The organism is Acidovorax sp. KNOB132, assembly GCF_057541515.1.
Genome location: NZ_BAAJYT010000024.1, coordinates 18,380 through 35,393 on the forward strand (window position 1 = coordinate 18,380; position 17,014 = coordinate 35,393).

14 protein-coding genes are annotated in these 17,014 nt (G+C 68.2%); 7 read left to right on the top strand and 7 right to left on the bottom strand.

Features of this window, described 5'->3' with window-relative positions:
* Positions 1 to 2 precede the first annotated feature (2 nt).
* The 5 genes from AC27IO_RS06225 to AC27IO_RS06245 all read right to left on the bottom strand — a co-directional run bounded on the left by AC27IO_RS06225 (position 3) and on the right by AC27IO_RS06245 (position 6,683).
* Complete coding sequence (locus tag AC27IO_RS06225; protein ID WP_498737925.1) at positions 3 to 1,229, bottom strand: hypothetical protein; 1,227 nt, start codon at positions 1,227 to 1,229, stop codon at positions 3 to 5.
* An 11-nt stretch (positions 1,230 to 1,240) separates the two neighbouring features.
* Positions 1,241 to 2,383, bottom strand: a complete 1,143-nt coding sequence (locus tag AC27IO_RS06230) for a DUF2169 family type VI secretion system accessory protein (RefSeq protein ID WP_317355941.1) — start codon at positions 2,381 to 2,383, stop codon at positions 1,241 to 1,243.
* Positions 2,380 to 3,735, bottom strand: a complete 1,356-nt coding sequence (locus tag AC27IO_RS06235; protein ID WP_498737927.1) for a hypothetical protein — start codon at positions 3,733 to 3,735, stop codon at positions 2,380 to 2,382. Before AC27IO_RS06235 ends, AC27IO_RS06230 begins: the two co-directional genes overlap by 4 nt.
* A 118-nt stretch (positions 3,736 to 3,853) precedes the next feature.
* Complete coding sequence (locus AC27IO_RS06240; protein WP_284408343.1) at positions 3,854 to 4,366, bottom strand: hypothetical protein; 513 nt, start codon at positions 4,364 to 4,366, stop codon at positions 3,854 to 3,856.
* Positions 4,356 to 6,683: a type VI secretion system Vgr family protein gene (locus AC27IO_RS06245; RefSeq protein ID WP_498737929.1), complete on the bottom strand. Its 2,328-nt coding sequence runs from the start codon at positions 6,681 to 6,683 to the stop codon at positions 4,356 to 4,358. The genes AC27IO_RS06240 and AC27IO_RS06245 overlap by 11 nt, the downstream gene beginning before the upstream one ends.
* A gap of 223 nt (positions 6,684 to 6,906) precedes the next feature.
* Between AC27IO_RS06245 and AC27IO_RS06250 the strand changes: the two genes are divergently transcribed.
* Together AC27IO_RS06250 and AC27IO_RS06255 are read left to right on the top strand one after the other, a co-directional pair.
* Positions 6,907 to 7,563, top strand: a complete 657-nt coding sequence (locus tag AC27IO_RS06250; RefSeq protein WP_284408345.1) for an SGNH/GDSL hydrolase family protein — start codon at positions 6,907 to 6,909, stop codon at positions 7,561 to 7,563.
* A 178-nt stretch (positions 7,564 to 7,741) separates the two neighbouring features.
* The gene (locus tag AC27IO_RS06255) at positions 7,742 to 8,560 is read left to right on the top strand and encodes an HDOD domain-containing protein (protein ID WP_498737932.1); all 819 of its coding nucleotides are present in this window, start codon (positions 7,742 to 7,744) and stop codon (positions 8,558 to 8,560) included.
* Between the two features lie 121 nt (positions 8,561 to 8,681).
* Here the strand turns inward: AC27IO_RS06255 and AC27IO_RS06260 are convergent, their stop codons facing one another.
* Positions 8,682 to 10,034 (bottom strand): dicarboxylate/amino acid:cation symporter, encoded by a 1,353-nt coding sequence (locus AC27IO_RS06260; protein WP_272564701.1) that lies wholly within the window; start codon positions 10,032 to 10,034, stop codon positions 8,682 to 8,684.
* A gap of 287 nt (positions 10,035 to 10,321) precedes the next feature.
* Positions 10,322 to 10,930 (bottom strand): glutathione S-transferase, encoded by a 609-nt coding sequence (locus AC27IO_RS06265; protein ID WP_498737934.1) that lies wholly within the window; start codon positions 10,928 to 10,930, stop codon positions 10,322 to 10,324.
* A gap of 190 nt (positions 10,931 to 11,120) precedes the next feature.
* Between AC27IO_RS06265 and AC27IO_RS06270 the strand changes: the two genes are divergently transcribed.
* The 5 genes from AC27IO_RS06270 (at position 11,121) to urtD (ending at position 16,884) form a co-directional block, all read left to right on the top strand.
* On the top strand, positions 11,121 to 11,579 hold the full coding sequence (locus tag AC27IO_RS06270; RefSeq protein WP_284395294.1) for an Lrp/AsnC family transcriptional regulator: 459 nt from the start codon (positions 11,121 to 11,123) through the stop codon (positions 11,577 to 11,579).
* A 162-nt stretch (positions 11,580 to 11,741) separates the two neighbouring features.
* Complete coding sequence (urtA, locus tag AC27IO_RS06275) at positions 11,742 to 13,010, top strand: urea ABC transporter substrate-binding protein (protein ID WP_284395293.1); 1,269 nt, start codon at positions 11,742 to 11,744, stop codon at positions 13,008 to 13,010.
* Positions 13,011 to 13,205: 195 nt separating this feature from the next.
* On the top strand, positions 13,206 to 14,783 hold the full coding sequence (gene urtB, locus AC27IO_RS06280; RefSeq protein ID WP_498737937.1) for an urea ABC transporter permease subunit UrtB: 1,578 nt from the start codon (positions 13,206 to 13,208) through the stop codon (positions 14,781 to 14,783).
* A 68-nt stretch (positions 14,784 to 14,851) separates the two neighbouring features.
* Positions 14,852 to 16,012 carry an urea ABC transporter permease subunit UrtC gene (gene urtC / locus AC27IO_RS06285; protein WP_284429128.1) on the top strand — a complete coding sequence of 387 codons (1,161 nt, stop codon included), beginning with the start codon at positions 14,852 to 14,854 and terminating at the stop codon, positions 16,010 to 16,012.
* Positions 16,009 to 16,884: an urea ABC transporter ATP-binding protein UrtD gene (urtD, locus tag AC27IO_RS06290; RefSeq protein ID WP_272564690.1), complete on the top strand. Its 876-nt coding sequence runs from the start codon at positions 16,009 to 16,011 to the stop codon at positions 16,882 to 16,884. Before urtC ends, urtD begins: the two co-directional genes overlap by 4 nt.
* The last annotated feature ends 130 nt before the right edge of the window (positions 16,885 to 17,014 follow it).

A 17,014-nucleotide genomic window follows, 5' to 3' on the forward strand; every position in this document is an offset into this window, starting at 1 on the left:
TTTTACTTCCCTTGCAATCGTTGGTTCTTGTTCTGGAGAAAGCGGGCCGAGTAGGTCGGGGCCGCCGGGCCGGTGTCGGCCGAAGGGGCGCTGGGGCTGCGCTGCGCAGCTGCCTCGGTGGGAAGGGTGCGCTCCAGTGCCACGGCGGCAGCGGCGGTGCCTTCGTCCAGCGCCCACGACAGGATGGAGTTGGGCGCGCGCGCATCGTGGCGCACGCGCTGCGCGGCCAGGGCCCAGTGCACCGGGCCGGTGGCCGCACCGACCTGTCCGATCGCGGTCGCGGGCTCCCAGTCGATGGGGTCCCACGCTGGTGCCACCCGCGCCCGGGCGCTGATCTTTGCCATGGCGCGCCAGGTGGACCCGTCGAAGTCCGAGACGGTATAGCCCACGTTGTCCGCTTGCCAGCCCGCGTGGGCCAGTGCCGAGCGCAGCACCTCCTGCAGCGCGCCGGGTTCCGGGTCCTGCTGGGGGCGGCGATGCGCGGTGGCCTGGGCCGCCAGCGCAGGCGGGCGCAGCACCAGCCCGCGCCCGGTGGCATCCCGCGTGTCCGGGGCGGCTTGCAGCCAGAGCGCGGCGGCGGCTTCGCTGGCGATGCATCCATCGCCATGCCGGTCCGTGAGCAACGCACCACGGCCGTAGGCGTCCTGCAGTGTGGTGGTGTCGAGAAGGCTGTCCACGGCCATCAGCAGCGCGGCTGCGCCGGGTGCATGCTCGACCGGACGGGGGCATGTTCCGAGGGCCTGCAGTGCAGCAAAGCCCGCCGTGGAACCGCCGCGGGCGATGTGGCACGGCACGGCACCGAGCGCTGCGCTGGCCCCGGGGCCCGCCCAGCGCCCGAGTTCGGCCAGGGCCTGCAGCCAAAGCTCGGCGCCATCGCGGTCGCTCAGCCGCTCGGGCAGGGCCAGCGCGATGCGGCTGGGTGCGGCCTCTGCGGGATTGGTGTTCTGCGGTGTCATCGAAGACACCATGTCGGCCAGCGCCGCGCCGAGCAGCCGGGCCAGGCGGGGGAGATCCGTCTGGCCGGCCGTGATCTCCGGGCACGGTGCGGTGGTGATCGCCTGGGGGCCGACGCTGGGGTGGATCTTTTTCTGGAACCGCTTTTGCTGACCGACCCATGAGGCAGCGGATTGCCAGGCACTGGTGCCGACCGAGGTGATGGCGCCGGCGTGCGCGATGTGCCAAAGGCCTGGCGCGACGGAAGTGGCGGGGGCCATGGAAGGGGTGGACATGTCGAAACGATTCAATTCAGGGAGAGGGCCGGAGACGATGAGGCCGCTCGTGGCGCGCGGGCGTGGGCCGTGACGTGGACCAGGCCGAGCCGCTCCAGCGCGGGCGGCACGATCACGGCGCGCCACAGCAGCGAGGCGCGCTGCGTTGCGGTGTCCACCAGCAGCGTGTCCCAACGCAGTTCCTGGGGTGGGAGCAGGGTGCCGCCGGCGGTCTCCGCCTGCACGGTCAGCGCGAGCGGGGGCCACGTGAAATACAACCGGCCCCCTTCCGACATGCCGTGCAGGACCAGGGCATGGCCCGGGCGGGGGCTCTCGCGCAGCTGCAGCGCATCGGGCGCGGCGTTGTGGTGGCGCGGGTCGAAGTCCTCGGGCAGTTCGGGCGCGCGGGTCGATTGCCAGGTGTCGCCGAAGGTGCCCTGCAGGTCGCGGCGTGGAACGTGGTGGGGGGGCACGTGGCCGAGGGCGATGGGTTCGAGGGGGTCGTCCCAGGCGGTGATGGCCCGGTCCAGCGGTTCGATCCACGGCAGCGGCGCGCCCCGGGCAGCGGCCGCGCTGCGGTACCAGCCCATGCCTTCCGGGTTGGGCTCGAAGGCATGCACCTGGTCCGTCTGCAGGTCCTTCTCCTGCCCGCCGAAGGCGAAGGGGCGCAGCAGCGGAATGCGCGACGCGGTGGCCTCGCCAGAGGCGCGCAGCCTGCCGATGGCCCCCAGTTCCGGCAGCCAGGTGCGTGGCGCGAACGCGCGCAGTTCGATCAGGCGCCGCGATCCGCCATCGGTCAGGTAGTCCACCGCGGCGTCGATGCTTGGCAAGGGCCGGCCTTGCGATGCGACCGCCCAACCGTTCACGATGCAATCGAAGCGGGGCTTGGGCGGCACGTACTCGGATTCCAGGCAGGTCCAGAGTTCATGCGCGCGGGGTGCGATGGCGGCGGCCTGGGCGGCGTCCAGGGGCAGGCTGCCGAGTGTCTGGCGCACACCCTCGCGAAAGATGGCGGCCTGGTCCTGCGCCGCCGCGAGCCGGGGCGGCAGGCCCGGGGCGGCCGCCAGCTGCCATGTGCCCTTGACGATCACCAGGGCCGCGCTGCGCCGCTCCGCATCCCGGTGCGGAAAGACCTGAGCGCGGAACGGCGTGTGGTTGAGGACCGGGCACGTCATGGCGCGGGCGGATCGGCTTGCAGGCTGTCCATGAGCTGCACGGTTTCCACAGCGGCCATCTGCCGTGCGGCAAGGTCCTCGTGGGACAGCGGAAACGGGCGGTGGGTCACCGCCGCATGCTCCACGTAGAGCCAGCTTCGCAGCGCATGGCCGACGTCGAAGGCTGGTGCGAGGCGATGGGTCTGCGTGATCGGCCCGCCCGAACGAATGCGGATGGCATCGAGCGCCCAGAGTCGGTCCTTGAGCGCGGCATCCGTCCAGCGGGTGATGTGGGCCGGCTCCAGCCCCGTGCAGCCGTTGGCCGCGAACACCTGGCAGGCGAGGGCGCGCAAGGCGCGCTGGCGCTCGCCGGCCGTGCCTTGGGTGTTCGTCAGCTCGCCCGGCACCTGCCCGAACACCAGCCGCAACAGGTCGCGTTCGCCGGGCTCCACGGGCCGGTCTTGCCGCTCGATGAAATCGAGCACCGGCAGCAGCCCCTCGATGCGCCCCGCGAGGGCGGCGACCCGCAGCGCGGTGTCGTTGGGCACCCGAAGCCCTTGCAGGACGGCGCCCAGGGCCGTTTCGGGTTCGCGCGCGGCCCACAGCGCCAACGCTGCGTCGGCCGCGGCGGCCCAGCCCACGGGGTGCGATTGCTCGGTGGGGCCGTCTGCGGCGGTGATGCGGTCGATGTAGTGGCGCAGCTCCGGCTGCAGCCGGTGGCCGCCCATCGTGCCCAGCGCCTGCAGCGCGGTGATCTGCCGGGCGAGGTCCTGACCCTGCAGCACGGCTTTCCATTGTTCTTCTGCCCGGGGGGGCACCTGCCCCATGCGCGCGCAGGCCAGCAGGCACGCATCCGGGTCCGCGCCGCGCACCGCTGCCGCGTGCACCCCGGCGATGTGCTCCGGCAGGGCGAGCCGCCCCGCCAGCTCCACGCCGCAGGCCAGCAGGTGCGCGTCCTCCGATGCCAGCAGGTGGCCGCAGGTCGTCGGAGCGGCATAGAACCACAGCGCGTCCCGAACGGACACGGGTTGGGTCGCGAGCAGGCGGGCGATCCCCTCCAGACGCACGGACGCATCGGGTTCGTACCGCTCCGCGAGCGCGATGCGCACAAAGGCCGCCCCCGCGATTTCTTCGGGGCGGGTCTGCGCCTGCGCCTCCACGCAGGCCACTTCGTTCAGGCACGCCGGCCCGTAGTAGCGGCAGGCGTCCATCAACGCGTCCAGCCGCTGATCGACGGCCTTGAGGGCCCGGACGGTGTGGGCCTGGCGCAGAAGCCCCGCCCGGCGCCCATAGGCGCGCACGGCGATGCCCATCTGCCGGGCCAGCATGCCGGGCAGTGGAGGGGGCGCGGAAGGGCGAAGGCGAGTGATCATGGGCCAGGCGAAGAAAAGCAAGCAGGCAGCGGCACCGTCGGAAACTCCATCGGAACCGGAAAGGGCGGCCAGGGCATCCCGCAGCGAACGCAGGCGCGACGCATCGCGGCGAACCGGGTCAGTTCAACTCGATGGAGCCGCCTTCGATGCGATGGGTTTCGACGGCGGCCGAGGTGATCTGGTGACCCCGGGTCTCGACCGATCCGTCCTGGGAAAACTGCATGCGCGCATCGGCGCAGCGCAGCAGCACGCGGCTCACCGCACTCACGTCCAGGTGGGTCACTTCGAGCGACAGCGCGCCGGTGGCCCGGTCGAACTGCCAGGGCGGTGTGGCCGGCGCGCCGGGGCAGGGCCAGGCGGCAACGATCAGCGAGGGCAGGGGCCCGCCGCCCGATGCCGGTGCTTCCTGCCCGGAACCCAGCGCGGCCAGCACGAACTGGCCTTCGATCACGCCGGGCACTTGAGAGGCCAGTTCCGCGCGGTATTCGCGGCCCTGGCAGCGAAGGACCACGGTTCCATCCGCATCCTGGCGCAGGACCTGGGCGGGCTGGAGCGACCACGCGGTGGCGGGGTCGGCGGCGGGGCCTTCCGAAGGCGGGGTGCTTCGGAGCATGCGGGAATCAGTTTTCATGAATGCCTCCGGAAAGCGTGGTGACGTCGCTTGCGCCGATGAGGCGGATGCTGTTGCCATTCACGGTGATGGTGCCGTCGGCCTGGAGGATGAGCGAGCTGGAGCCCACCTTCAGGGTAATCGTTTCGGCATCCATGGTGATGCTGGAGCCGGCTCCCCCGCCGCCTTCGCCACCGCCCGAGGGCGCGGTCACGTTCTTGGCCATGCCGCCGCCGCCGGCATCTCCGCCGCCCCCGCCGCCGCCTCCCACGTTGAGGCTGTACTTGGTGCCCACCACCGTGCTCTGGTTGGTGCCGACCTTGACGTCCTGGTCGCTGCCCACGGTGGTGCTCTGGTTCTTGCCCACGATGGTGGCCATGATGGCGCCCACGTTGAGGTTGTAGACCACGCCCACGTTCTCCATGCGGCCGACGCCCACGTTCTGCATCGAGGCGATGCCGATGGTCTCGGTCTTGAACTTGCCGACCTTGATCGACCAGTTGCTGCCGATCTTGTCCTTCTCGTTCCTGCCGATGGTCTTGGTGCGGTTCTTGCCGATGCTCACCGTCTCGTCGATGCCCACGTCCTCGCGACGGTTGTCGCCGATGCTGATCTTCTCGTCGTGATCCACGCGCTCCGTGCGGTTGTTGTGCACGGTGATCTTTTCATCGCGGTCCACCGTCTCGGTGCGGTCGCGGTGGATGACGTTGGTCTCGTCCCGGTCGATGGTCTTGCGCCGATCATTGCCCACCCACTTGTCCTCGTCGTTCTCCACTTCGGTGAGCTGGTCCTTCTGCGCATGCAGCCACAGCTGCTCGGCGCCGGCCTTGTCTTCGAAGCGCAGCGCGTTCGCGTCGCCGGCGCCATTCTTCAGGCCCGGGCCGAAGGCGCCGCCCTTGCTCGATTTGGTCTTGATGCCCGACTGTGTCGCGTTGCCGGGCAGGCCCCAGGGCGGCATGTTGTCGGCGTTGTAGACGCAGCCCAGGATGATGGGGTAGTCCGGGTCGCCGTTCAGGAAGTCGACGATCACCTCCATGCCGATGCGCGGAATGAACACGTTGCCGAACTGCGGCCCCGCCCAGGTGGAGGACACGCGCACCCAGCAGCTGGAGTTCTCATCCATCGCCCCGATGCGGTCCCAGTGGAACTGCACCTTCACCCGGCCGTACTGGTCGGTCCAGATCTCCTCGCCCGGCGGGCCCACCACCACGGCCGTCTGCGGGCCCGTGGTGCGAGGGCGGGGCGTGGCGACGACGGGGCGGTAGGGCATGGCGGTGGGGTGCACCTCCATCGAAAAGCGCTGGATCGAGCCGCCCTGGGTCTGGCCCACGCCGTTCAGGCCCACGCTGGCCTGGGCGTTTTCCTCCAGGTAGTACTCCACCGACACCACCAGGTACTGCTGGTTCTGGTCTTCGCGCGGGTAGTTGTCCAGCACGATGGTGTAGCCGGGGGCGATGCTGCGCTTGTTCAACTTCGCGTGGGCGCGGTGGTGGCCGGCCAGGCCGGTTTCCATCTGCAGCCGGGTGTAGGTTTCCCCATCGGAAAACTCGGTGTAGCCCCCGGGCCACTCGTACCTCTCGTAGCTGTCGTGGGCATGACCTGGCGGGGACTGGCGCATGTCGGACAGGTCGGCGCGCGGCTTCTTGAAGTCGTAGTCGTCCAGGTAGGCCCGGCCGGGCTGCACCTGCTGGCCCATGTGCCAGGAAAAGATGTGTTCCCGGTCGGCCAGGGCGGCCTTGCCCGGTGGGTGGAAGGGAATCACGTGGCCGCCCGGCAGCGGGCTGTGCGAGCCCATCACGTCGTCGGCGAACACCAGCGTGTGGCTGCCGGGCTGGTGTTCGAAATACCAGTAAATGCCTTCGGATTCGCACAGCCGCGCGATGAAGGCGAAATCGGTCTCGTGGTATTGCACGGTATAGGGCCGCACGCGATAAGCCCGGGAGAGCTTTTTCTGCATCGGCTGGCCGTATTTCTGCAGCACGCTCTCCACGATATCCGGGACGGTCATTTCCTGGAAGATCTTGAAATCGCTGCGCCGCGTGGCCAGCCACAGCCAGGGGCGCAGCACCATGCGGTAGGCGTAATTGGCCGAGGTGTCCTGGCCCTGCATGCCAAAGCCCGTGGCAATACCGTCCAGGTAACGCCGGCCCAGCCCCTCGGTCTCCACCACGACCGTGGCAGCGAGGCCCAGCAAGGCTTTCGGGTCGATGCCCTTGTTCTTGGAGATCAGGTCGATCTCGAATTCAAACAACCCGGACAGCGCCTCGCTTCCTTTCAATTGCCTGAATTGCAACGCCTCTCCCAAAGGCGTTTGAATTGTTACGCGGCGATTAGTCATGCGAGAAATTGTTTCTTAGCTTTGAATCGGGTCCGCATTATGCTGGCGAGGCCTGCCCATCGGCACCGCGCGTTTGTGCGGCGCAACAGCCTCAATTGCATCCAGATGTTCGTGGGGTTATCTGCCACTGCGTCCGTTGTGGTTTCAGCGGGGTTGTGGTGGACTGCGAAGTGATCCGGCAACCGTGGCCGGACGCTATGCAACCAGATAAAAAAGGGAATCCATGGGAGATGCAGTTTTCGGCCCGCAGCGGCCATGCTCGGTGGAGCTTGACGGCGACAGCATTTTGTTCGGCTTCGATCCCGCGTCCACGACCTGGCGGCACGCGCAAACGCCGGCGCAGCGCATTTTGGCCAGGCGCCCGCACTGGGTGATCGACGACCGCACGGCGGCCGGCCTCCAGGCGTACGACCTGGTGCGGGGCTACGAGGCGCCTTTCGACAGTGCGCCGCCCGAGCTTTTCCCCCGCGGGCCGCAGGGCCCGTTCGATACCGAGCCGCACCCGTCGCGCATCGTGGTCCTGCAGGTGGGGGTGAACGACCACGCACGCCCCGGCTTCGACATCGAGGCGTTCGAGGACGATTACCGCGGCCTCATCGGCTTCGTGCATTCGCTGGGGCATGCCGCCGTGGTCACCGGGATCACCCCGGTCTCCGACAAGATCTTCGGCCCCGCGGCGCTCGCCACCATGCAGGCGATCAATGCGGCCATCCGCCGGGTGGCGGCCGACACGCGCACGGTGCATGCGCACTGGGATTCGATGCCGTTTTCGGTGGACAGGGACACGACCGATGGCATCCACCCCACGCAGGCCGCCTCGAACCGCCTGGCCGACCGCCTGACGGTGGCGCTGGAGCGCACCTTCCGGCTGGGCGCATAGCGCAGGCGGCCATGGCCTGCAAGGGCGTGGGCGGGGCTGCGGGGTCCGCCGTTGCCAGGGCAGCACAAACCCGCGGGCTGGTGAATTCCCTGCCCGGCGGGCGCCGAGACGGTGATACAAAAACACCAGCGGGCTGGAAGGCCGGCCTGCACACCCCCTTCAAGAAAAGGTCGTCCGCATGCCCGCACTCGCCGCTTTCCTCCAGGAGGTCAAGCTGCCCACCATGCCCGAGGTGGCCCACAGCCTGATCCAGACCCTGCACGACGACGATATCCCCTTCGAGAAGGTGCGCACCGCCATCTCCAAGGACCCTTCGCTCACCGCCAAGCTGGTCCGCATGGCCAACAGCGCGCGGTTCGGGCTGCCGCGCCAGGTCTCCTCGCTCGACGACGCCATCAACATGGTGGGGCTCAACCAGGTGCGCACGCTGGCCCTGGCGGCGTGCATGACGGGCTCGTTCGCCGACGCGCCGGGCGTGGACCGGCAGGAGTTCTGGAAGGAAAGCATGGCCTGCGCCGGCTACGCGCAGTGGCTGGCGCGGGCGCTGGGCACCGATGTGCAGCAATCGTGGCTCACGGGCTTCATGGTGCGGCTGGGCGAGCTGATCATCGCCCAGAAGGCGCCGAGCGAGATCGTGGAGATCGAACGCCTGCCGCACCTGCCCGGCGGCCGCTGGCAGCGCGAGCAGAGCCTGCTGGGCTTCACCGAAGGGCAGATCACGGCCGAACTGGCGCGGCAGTGGAAATTCCCCGACGAGGTGGTGCGTGCGCTGGAGACGGCCTCCGACCCGCTGGCCAGCCCATCGTTCTGCCGCCTGGGCGCCATCGTGCACGTGGCCACGCTGCTGGCGGAGATCGCCGTCGGCCCCAAGGCGAGCGTGGCGGAGACGATCGGCGTGTTGCCGGACGAACTGCTGCAGGCGCTGCAGCTCGATCCCGGCTGGCTCGCCGACCACCTTCCGGATCCGGCGGTGTTCACCGACACGTCGGCGCTGTAAACCGATCCATCCATCCATCCATCCATCCGCCCGTCAGCGGCACCCAAGGAGACGCCAATGAAAAGGCCGGCGAAAGCCGGCCTGACAGGGTGGGGCGCAAGGCCCCATGGAGCCTGCCGCCTCAGCGGTGGCCGCTCGTGTCCATGCGTTCGGTCTTCGCGTCCAGCAGCACCTCGGGCTCCTGCGCGTCCACCCAGTTCGGGTCGTTCAGGCGCTGCTTGAGCTTGTTCTCGTCGAGGTCGCCGGTCCACTTGGCGACCACGATGGTGGCCACGCCGTTGCCCACCAGATTGGTGAGCGCGCGCGCCTCGGACATGAAGCGGTCGATGCCCAGGATGAGCGCCAGGCCCGCCACCGGCACGTGGCCCACCGCCGACAGCGAGGCCGCCAGCACGATGAAGCCGCTGCCCGTGATCCCGGCCGCGCCCTTGGAGGTGAGCAGCAGCACCAGCAGCAGCGTGATCTGGTGCGTGATGTCCAGCGGCGTGTTGGTGGCCTGCGCGATGAACACGGCGGCCATGGTCAGGTAGATGGAGGTGCCGTCCAGGTTGAACGAGTAGCCGGTGGGAATCACCAGGCCCACGGTGGTCTTCTTGGCGCCCAGGTTCTCCATCTTTTCCATCATGCGCGGCAGCACGGATTCGCTGGAGGACGTGCCCAGCACGATCAGCAGCTCTTCCTTGATGTACTTGATGAACTTCCAGATCGAGAAGCCGTGGAAGCGCGCAATGGCGCCCAGCACGATGAAGATGAACAGCAGGCAGGTCAGGTAGAACGAGCCCATCAGCTTGCCCAGCGACAGCAGCGAGCCCACGCCGTACTTGCCGATGGTGAACGACATCGCACCGAAGGCACCGATGGGGGCCACCTTCATGATGTAGCCGACGATGGTGAACAGCACGTGCGAGGTCTTCTCGATGAAGTCGAACACCAGCGTGCCGCGGCCGCCGAAGCGGTGCAGGGCGAAGCCGAACATCACGGCGATCAGCAGCACCTGCAGGATCTCGCCCTTGGCGAACGCATCGACCACCGTGGTGGGGATGATGTTCATCAGGAAGTCGGTGGTGGTGCCCATCTTGCCGGGCGCGGTGTAGGCGGCGATCGACTTGGTGTCGATGGTGGAGGCATCCACGTTCATGCCGGCGCCGGGCTGCAGCACGTTGACCACGATCAGGCCGATGATCAGCGCGACCGTGCTCACGATCTCGAAATACAGCAGGGCCAGGCCGCCGGTGCGGCCGACCTTCTTCATGTCTTCCATGCCCGCGATGCCGATCACCACCGTGCAGAAGATGATGGGCGCGATGATCATCTTGATCAGCTTGATGAAGCCATCGCCCAGCGGCTTCATCTGCTCGCCCAGTGCGGGATAGAAGTGCCCCAGCAGCACGCCGACGACGACGGCGAAGAGCACCTGGATGTACAGCGAGCGGTAAAGGGGTCTCTTGGGGGGGAGCGTGCGTGTCTCTTGCATAGGTCTGCGCGTACCGTCGCCAGCAGCGCTCATTTTGGAGGTGCGTGAATGTATGCCCGTGCCATGGCCTGCGCGATTGTGGAAATCCACATGGTGGGAAATACGTACACGCAGCGCGCGCCGGGGTGGCGGCAGGCCGCGCGCACCCTGCCACCGTGGCGGAATGCGCCGGTTTTCGGGGGGCGATCCGGTTCATGCCGGCCGCGCGGGCGGAGTCGCCGGATCGCCGAGATGTCAGCCAGGTGACAGACTTTGCGGCCGGTGGAGCGTGCGCCGGCGCGCAGCCCTCAACGGGCCGGACAGGCGAGAAACGCCGGCAGCCGCTCCGCCTGTCCGGCATAGGCGGCCAGGGCGGGGTGGTCGGCGGCCAGGACGGTATCGGCGACCATGCTCTGCATGAAGTCCCACGCCACGGCGATGGTGACGCCCGCATCGGTGATGGCCTGCTCGGGCGCCGGCAGGGGGGCATGGGCCAGTTCGGCTTCGAGCTGCCCGCAGGCCGCCAGCAACTGGCCGCTCACGCGGTCGATCCAGGGGGCATGCTGCTTGTCCGCAGGACGCAGGTTCTGTTCGTACACCCGCTGCACGGCTTTCTCGCAGGCGGCCAGCGCCAGGCCGGTGAGGCGCAGATCGCGCAGCAGCGCGGGCCCGCCGAGCGGCTGCAGGCGGTGGCGCGACAGGGTGCCGGCCCATTGCAGGATCAGCCCCGAATCCATCAGCACCGTGCCGTCGTCGGCCACCAGCGTCGGGGCCTTCACCACCGGGTTGATGCGGCCAAAGGCCTCGAAGGTGCTGAACACCGAGAGGGGCAGGTGCTCGAAGGGCAGTTCCAGCAGCCGCAGCGACACGGCGACACGGCGCACATAGGGAGAGTCCAGCATTCCAACCAGCTGCATGGGAAGGGTTCCTTGAGAAAAGCGGCCGAAGAAAGCCAGGGCGCGGTCCGAGAGGACGCCGGTGGCACGGCCTTGCACGATAGGCGCGCGGCCCCTGCCGGCGAAGGGCAGGGCATCGGAAATGCCGGCTCCAAACCGATGGATGATCGGAACCTCCCTTCCCGACCCCGCAACCCCCCGGAGCGCTGGCATGACCCTCGACAAGAAAGACTGGCTGATCCTGGAAGCCCTGCAGACCGATGCCCGCCAGAGCCTGGCCGCGCTGGGCAAGCGCATCGGCCTGTCCCAGCCCGCCATGAGCGAGCGGGTGCGCAAGCTCGAGGACGCGGGCGTGATCGAGGGCTATGGGGCGCGGGTCAACCTGCGCGCCATCGGTGTGCGGCTGCAGGCCATCATCCGCGTGCAGACCGACCATGCCGGCATCGCGCCCTACGTGAAGCTCTTCGAGTCCATGCCCGAGGTCCTCGAGGCCGATCGCGTGACGGGCGAGGATTGCTTCATCGTGCGCTGTGCCATCGCCGAGCCCGAAGACCTGCAGTCCGTGGTCGATGCACTGGCCCAGCACGGCGCGGTGACCACGTCGCTGGTGCTGTCGAGCCCCGTGCGCAAGACCACCACGGTGCACGCACTGCGGTCCCCGCGGCGCTGAGCGGGCCAGCCGGGCCGGCCCCGCGGCATCGGGGCCGTGTACGCCACTTGGCGTATTGGCGGCCCGGGGGGCAGTCTCCAGAATCCATTCCATCGACCGGACGAAGGCGCCCTGCGGGGGCCCCGGGCGAGCGGTTTGAACCCCATTCATCGGAGCTGCACCATGCAACGTCGTTACTCTCTCAAGGCCCTCGCGGCCATCGCCACACTGGCCGGCCTGTCGGCGCTGCCGGCCCATGCCGCCGACACCATCAAGGTGGGCGTGCTGCACAGCCTGTCGGGCACCATGGCCATCTCGGAGACGGTGCTGAAGGACACCGTGCTCATGGCCATCGACGAGATCAACGCCAAGGGCGGCGTGCTCGGCAAGAAGCTCGAGCCCGTGGTGGTGGACCCGGCCTCCAACTGGCCCCTGTTCGCCGAGAAGACCAAGCAGCTGCTGGGGCAGGACAAGGTCTCGGTCATCTTCGGCTGCTGGACCTCGGTGAGCCGCAAATCCGTGCTGCCCGTGGTCGAGGAAATGAACGGCCTGCTGTTCTACCCCGTGCAGTACGAAGGCGAAGAGCTGTCCAAGAACGTGTTCTACACCGGCGCGGCGCCCAACCAGCAGGCCATTCCCGCGGTGGACTATCTGATGAGCAAGGACGGCGGCGGCGCCAAGCGCTGGGTGCTGCTGGGCACCGACTACGTGTACCCCCGCACCACCAACAAGATCCTGCGCGCCTACCTGAAGTCCAAGGGCGTGAAGGACAGCGACATCGACGAAAAGTACACGCCCTTCGGCCATGCCGACTACCAGACCATCGTGGCCGACATCAAGAAGTTCAGCCAGGGCGGCAAGACGGCGGTGGTCTCCACCATCAACGGCGACTCCAACGTGCCCTTCTACAAGGAACTGGGCAACGCGGGCCTCAAGGCCAAGGACGTGCCGGTGGTGGCCTTCTCGGTGGGCGAGGAAGAACTGCGCGGCGTGGACACCAAGCCGCTCGTGGGCCACCTGGCGGCATGGAACTACTTCATGTCCATCAAGAACCCCACCAACACCGCCTTCATCAAGCAGTGGAGCGACTACGCCCGCGCCAAGAAGATCCCCGGCCACATGGACAAGCCGCTCACCAACGACCCGATGGAGGCGACCTACATCGGCATCCACATGTGGAAGCAGGCGGTGGAGAAGGCCAAGAGCACCGATGTGGACAAGGTCATCGCCGCCATGGCCGGCCAGACCTTCCAGGCGCCCAGCGGCATCGTGAGCAAGATGGACGAGAAGAACCACCACCTGCACAAGAGCGTGTTCATCGGCGAGATCAAGGCCGACGGCCAGTTCAACGTGGTGTGGAAGACGCCCGGCCCGGTCAAGGCCAAGCCCTGGAGCCCGTACATCGAAGGCAACGACAAGAAGAAGGACGAGCCCGACGGAAAGTCGAAGTGAAATCGAAGTGACACCCCCCTGAGGCGCTGCGCACCGTCACCCCCTCTCTCGCTGCGCGGGAGGGGGGACGACGCCAGCGGCCCGGCAGAGCCGGTTCCGCGGCGTCTGCTGGCTTGGGCCGCGCTGGTGCACGTGGCATGACGAAGCAGTCCGTGATCGCAATCCTTTCTTGTTCGTGACGACCTTCCCCTCACCATGCTTCCCACCTTCTTTCACCGCCTGATTGCCTGCCTGCTGCTCTGTGCGGCGGTGCAGGCGCACGCGCTCACGCCGCAGGCCGCGCGTGCCATGGCGGCGGGCGAGACCGACGAGCGCATCGCCGCGCTGCAGCAGGCCATCGCCACGCCCGACGATGCGACGCTGGCCTTCATCCGCGCGATGGCCGACGATGCGGTCAAGATCGCGGGCGACCGTGCCATCACCATCAAGGACGGCAAGGGGCTGGACCCCGCCACCGGTGCCGAGGTGCCGGTGCCCGACGATGCGGAGGACATCGTCAACAACAACCGCATGCGCGGCGAGTTCGATGCCGCGCTGGCCTCGCTGCAACTGCTGTCGCCCGACGCGGCCCAGCGCCGCGCCGCCATTGAGTCGCTCAAGGAAGAGACCGACGCCGCGCGCCTGCCCCTGATCGAAAAGGCCCTCGCCGCCGAGAAAGATGCCGGCCTGCGCGGGCGGCTCGAAGCCATCCGCGCGCGCATGCTGCTGGCCGACAGCGACGCGGCCCACCGCCTGGAGGCCGCGCAGTACCTGGCCGCCAGCGGCAACCCCGCCACGCGCACCGTGCTGCTGGAGCAACTGCGCCAGGAGGCCGACCCCAAGGTGAAGGCCGCGATCCAGTCCGCGCTGGCCTCGGTGGAAGGCCGGCTGCAGTGGGGCGAGAAGCTCGCCGCGCTGTTCTCGGGCGTGAGCCTGGGGTCCATCCTTCTGCTGGTGGCGCTGGGGCTGGCCATCACCTACGGGCTGATGGGCGTCATCAACATGGCGCACGGCGAGCTGATGATGATCGGCGCCTACGCCACCTACGTGGTGCAGGGCCTGTTCCAGAAATACCTGCCCGGCGCCTTCGACTGGTACCTGGTGGCCGCCGTGCCGGCCGCGTTCTGCGCCTCCGCCCTCATGGGCGCGGCGCTGGAGCGCAGCGTGATCCGCTTTCTCTACGGCCGGCCGCTGGAGACGCTGCTGGCCACCTGGGGCATCAGCCTGATGCTGCAGCAGCTCGTGCGCACCGTGTTCGGCGCGCAGAACGTGGGCGTGGAAAACCCTGCCTGGATGAGCGGCGGCGTGCAGCTCATGGACAACCTGCAGCTGCCCTGGAACCGCGTGATCATCGTGGCCTTCGCCTTCGCGGTGCTGGGCGGCGTGGCCTACCTCATCGGCCGCACGCGGCTGGGCCTGTTCGTGCGCGGCGTCACGCAGAACCGGCCCATCGCCTCGTGCATGGGCGTCAACACCGCCCGCGTGGACACCTATGCCTTCGCGCTCGGCTCCGGCATCGCCGGCCTGGCCGGCTGCGCTTTAAGCCAGGTCGGCAACGTGGGGCCCGACCTGGGCCAGGGCTACATCGTCGATTCGTTCATGGTCGTGGTGCTGGGCGGCGTGGGCCAGCTGGCGGGCACCGTGTACGCAGCGCTGGGCCTGGGCGTGCTCAACAAGTTCCTCGAAGGCTGGACGGGCGCCGTGCTGGCCAAGATCGCCGTGCTGGTCTTCATCATCGTGTTCATCCAGAAGCGGCCGCAGGGCATCTTCGCGATGAAGGGGAGGGAGGCATGAGCGCCCGTCGTCGTCTTCATCGCCGCCCGCCGCGCCACCTGCCTCTGCCTGCCTAGAAGAAGAAGCCCATGCCCCATCGAGACATTTCCCTTCCTGCGCCAGCGCCGCTGCTCACGCGGTCCGGCTGGTCGGCGTTCATCGTCGCGCTCATCGCCGTGTGCGCGGTGGCGCCCGTGCTCAACCTGTGGCTGCCCGCCGGCAGCCCGCTGCACCTGTCCGACTACGCGGTGGCGCTGCTGGGCAAGATCATGTGCTACGCCATCTGCGCGCTGGCCATGGACCTCATCTGGGGCTACACCGGCATCCTGAGCCTGGGCCACGGCCTGTTCTTCGCCCTGGGCGGCTACGTGATGGGCATGTACCTCATGCGCCAGATCGGCCGCGACGGCAACTACCAGAGCGACCTGCCGGACTTCATGGTGTTCCTGGACTGGAAGGAGCTGCCCTGGCACTGGGCGCTGTCGGACAGCTTCGCCGCCACCTTGGTCCTCGTCGTGGCCGTGCCGGGGCTGGTGGCCTTCGTGTTCGGGTACTTTGCCTTCCGCTCGCGCATCAAGGGCGTGTATTTCTCGATCATCACGCAGGCCATGACGTATGCCGCCATGCTGCTGTTCTTTCGCAACGAGACGGGCTTCGGCGGCAACAACGGCTTCACCGATTTCAAGCGCATCCTGGGGCAGCCGATCGCCACGCAGAACATGCGCATGCTGCTCTTCGTGCTCACGGGGCTGGCGCTGCTGGGCTCGTTCCTGCTCGGGCGCTGGCTGGTGCGCAGCAAATTCGGCCGCGTGCTCCAGGCGGTGCGCGATGCGGAGACGCGCGTCATGTTCTCGGGCTACTCGCCGCTGCCCTACAAGCTCACCATCTGGACCATCAGCGCCATGATGTGCGGCGTGGCCGGGGCGCTGTACGTGCCGCAGGTCGGCATCATCAACCCGGGCGAGATGAGCGCTGCCAACTCCATCGAGATCGCCGTGTGGGCGGCCGTGGGCGGGCGCGCCACGCTCATCGGCCCCATCGTGGGCGCCTTCCTGGTGAACGGCGCCAAGAGCTGGCTCACCGTGACCGCACCGGAGTTCTGGCTGTACTTCCTGGGGGCGCTGTTCATCGCCGTCACCCTGTTCCTGCCCAACGGCATCGTGGGCCTGCTGCGGCGCCCGCGCAAGGCGGTGGAGGACGCGCGCCAGCCCCTGCGCGGCAGCGCGAAGCCAAAGGAGGGCGCGCAATGACCCCCGATCTGATGGAAGAAGGCGCGCGCCGCATCGCGGGCGATGCCCCGGCGGCACGCACGGGGCAGACCGAGTCCGGGGGCCGCGCGGCCGGCTTCTCGCGCGTGGCCGTGCCCGGCGAGGTGGACGTGGCCCACGGCCGCATCCTGTACCTGGAAGACGTGCACGTGAGCTTCGACGGCTTCAAGGCCATCAACGGCCTGAACCTGGACATCGCGCCGGGCGAGCTGCGCTGCGTGATCGGCCCCAACGGCGCGGGCAAGACCACGATGATGGACATCATCACCGGCAAGACCCGCCCGGACCGCGGCACCGTGTTCTTCGGCAGCACGATCGACCTGCTGCGGCACAACGAGCCGGAGATCGCCGGCTTGGGGATTGGCCGCAAGTTCCAGAAGCCCACGGTGTTCGAACAGCTCACCGTGTTCGAGAACCTGGAGCTGGCCTTGAAGACGCACAAGGGCGTGGCCTCAAGCCTGTTCTTTCGCCTGGACTCGGCCCAGTCGGACCGGCTGGCCGAGGTGCTGCACACCATCCACCTGGCCGGCAGCGTGGCGCGCATGGCGGGCAATCTGAGCCATGGGCAAAAGCAGTGGCTGGAGATCGGGATGCTGCTGATGCAGGACCCGAAGCTGCTTCTGCTGGACGAGCCGGTGGCGGGGATGACGGACGAGGAGACGGCGCGCACGGCGGAGCTGTTCCTGACCTTGAAGGGGCGGCATTCGCTGATGGTGGTGGAGCATGACATGTCGTTCATCCGGACGATTTCGGAGAAGGTGACGGTGTTGTGCGAGGGGGCGGTGTTGGCGGAGGGGACGCTGGATCAGGTGCAGGGGGATGAGAGGGTGATTGAGGTTTATTTGGGGCGGTGACGCTGTGGGCCTTTTTGCGAAGTTGCTCGATAGTTACGTTCCGGGGCCGGGTCTCGGCCCGGCGGCCGAGGTACTTTTCTTTGCTTCGCCAAAGAAACGTACCCAAAAGAAAGGCGACCCTACTGTCCGT

Bases quoted from the DNA above. Each gene is read 5' to 3' on its own strand.
- urtC (WP_284429128.1), top strand. From the start codon at position 14,852: ATGCCCCATCGAGACATTTCCCTTCCTGCGCCAGCGCCGCTGCTCACG.
- urtA (WP_284395293.1), top strand. From the start codon at position 11,742: ATGCAACGTCGTTACTCTCTCAAGGCCCTCGCGGCCATCGCCACACTG.
- AC27IO_RS06265 (WP_498737934.1), bottom strand. From the start codon at position 10,930: ATGCAGCTGGTTGGAATGCTGGACTCTCCCTATGTGCGCCGTGTCGCC.
- AC27IO_RS06255 (WP_498737932.1), top strand. From the start codon at position 7,742: ATGCCCGCACTCGCCGCTTTCCTCCAGGAGGTCAAGCTGCCCACCATG.
- AC27IO_RS06245 (WP_498737929.1), bottom strand. From the start codon at position 6,683: ATGACTAATCGCCGCGTAACAATTCAAACGCCTTTGGGAGAGGCGTTG.
- urtD (WP_272564690.1), top strand. From the start codon at position 16,009: ATGACCCCCGATCTGATGGAAGAAGGCGCGCGCCGCATCGCGGGCGAT.
- AC27IO_RS06235 (WP_498737927.1), bottom strand. From the start codon at position 3,735: ATGATCACTCGCCTTCGCCCTTCCGCGCCCCCTCCACTGCCCGGCATG.
- AC27IO_RS06225 (WP_498737925.1), bottom strand. From the start codon at position 1,229: ATGTCCACCCCTTCCATGGCCCCCGCCACTTCCGTCGCGCCAGGCCTT.
- AC27IO_RS06230 (WP_317355941.1), bottom strand. From the start codon at position 2,383: ATGACGTGCCCGGTCCTCAACCACACGCCGTTCCGCGCTCAGGTCTTT.
- AC27IO_RS06240 (WP_284408343.1), bottom strand. From the start codon at position 4,366: ATGAAAACTGATTCCCGCATGCTCCGAAGCACCCCGCCTTCGGAAGGC.
- AC27IO_RS06250 (WP_284408345.1), top strand. From the start codon at position 6,907: ATGGGAGATGCAGTTTTCGGCCCGCAGCGGCCATGCTCGGTGGAGCTT.
- urtB (WP_498737937.1), top strand. From the start codon at position 13,206: ATGCTTCCCACCTTCTTTCACCGCCTGATTGCCTGCCTGCTGCTCTGT.
- AC27IO_RS06260 (WP_272564701.1), bottom strand. From the start codon at position 10,034: ATGCAAGAGACACGCACGCTCCCCCCCAAGAGACCCCTTTACCGCTCG.
- AC27IO_RS06270 (WP_284395294.1), top strand. From the start codon at position 11,121: ATGACCCTCGACAAGAAAGACTGGCTGATCCTGGAAGCCCTGCAGACC.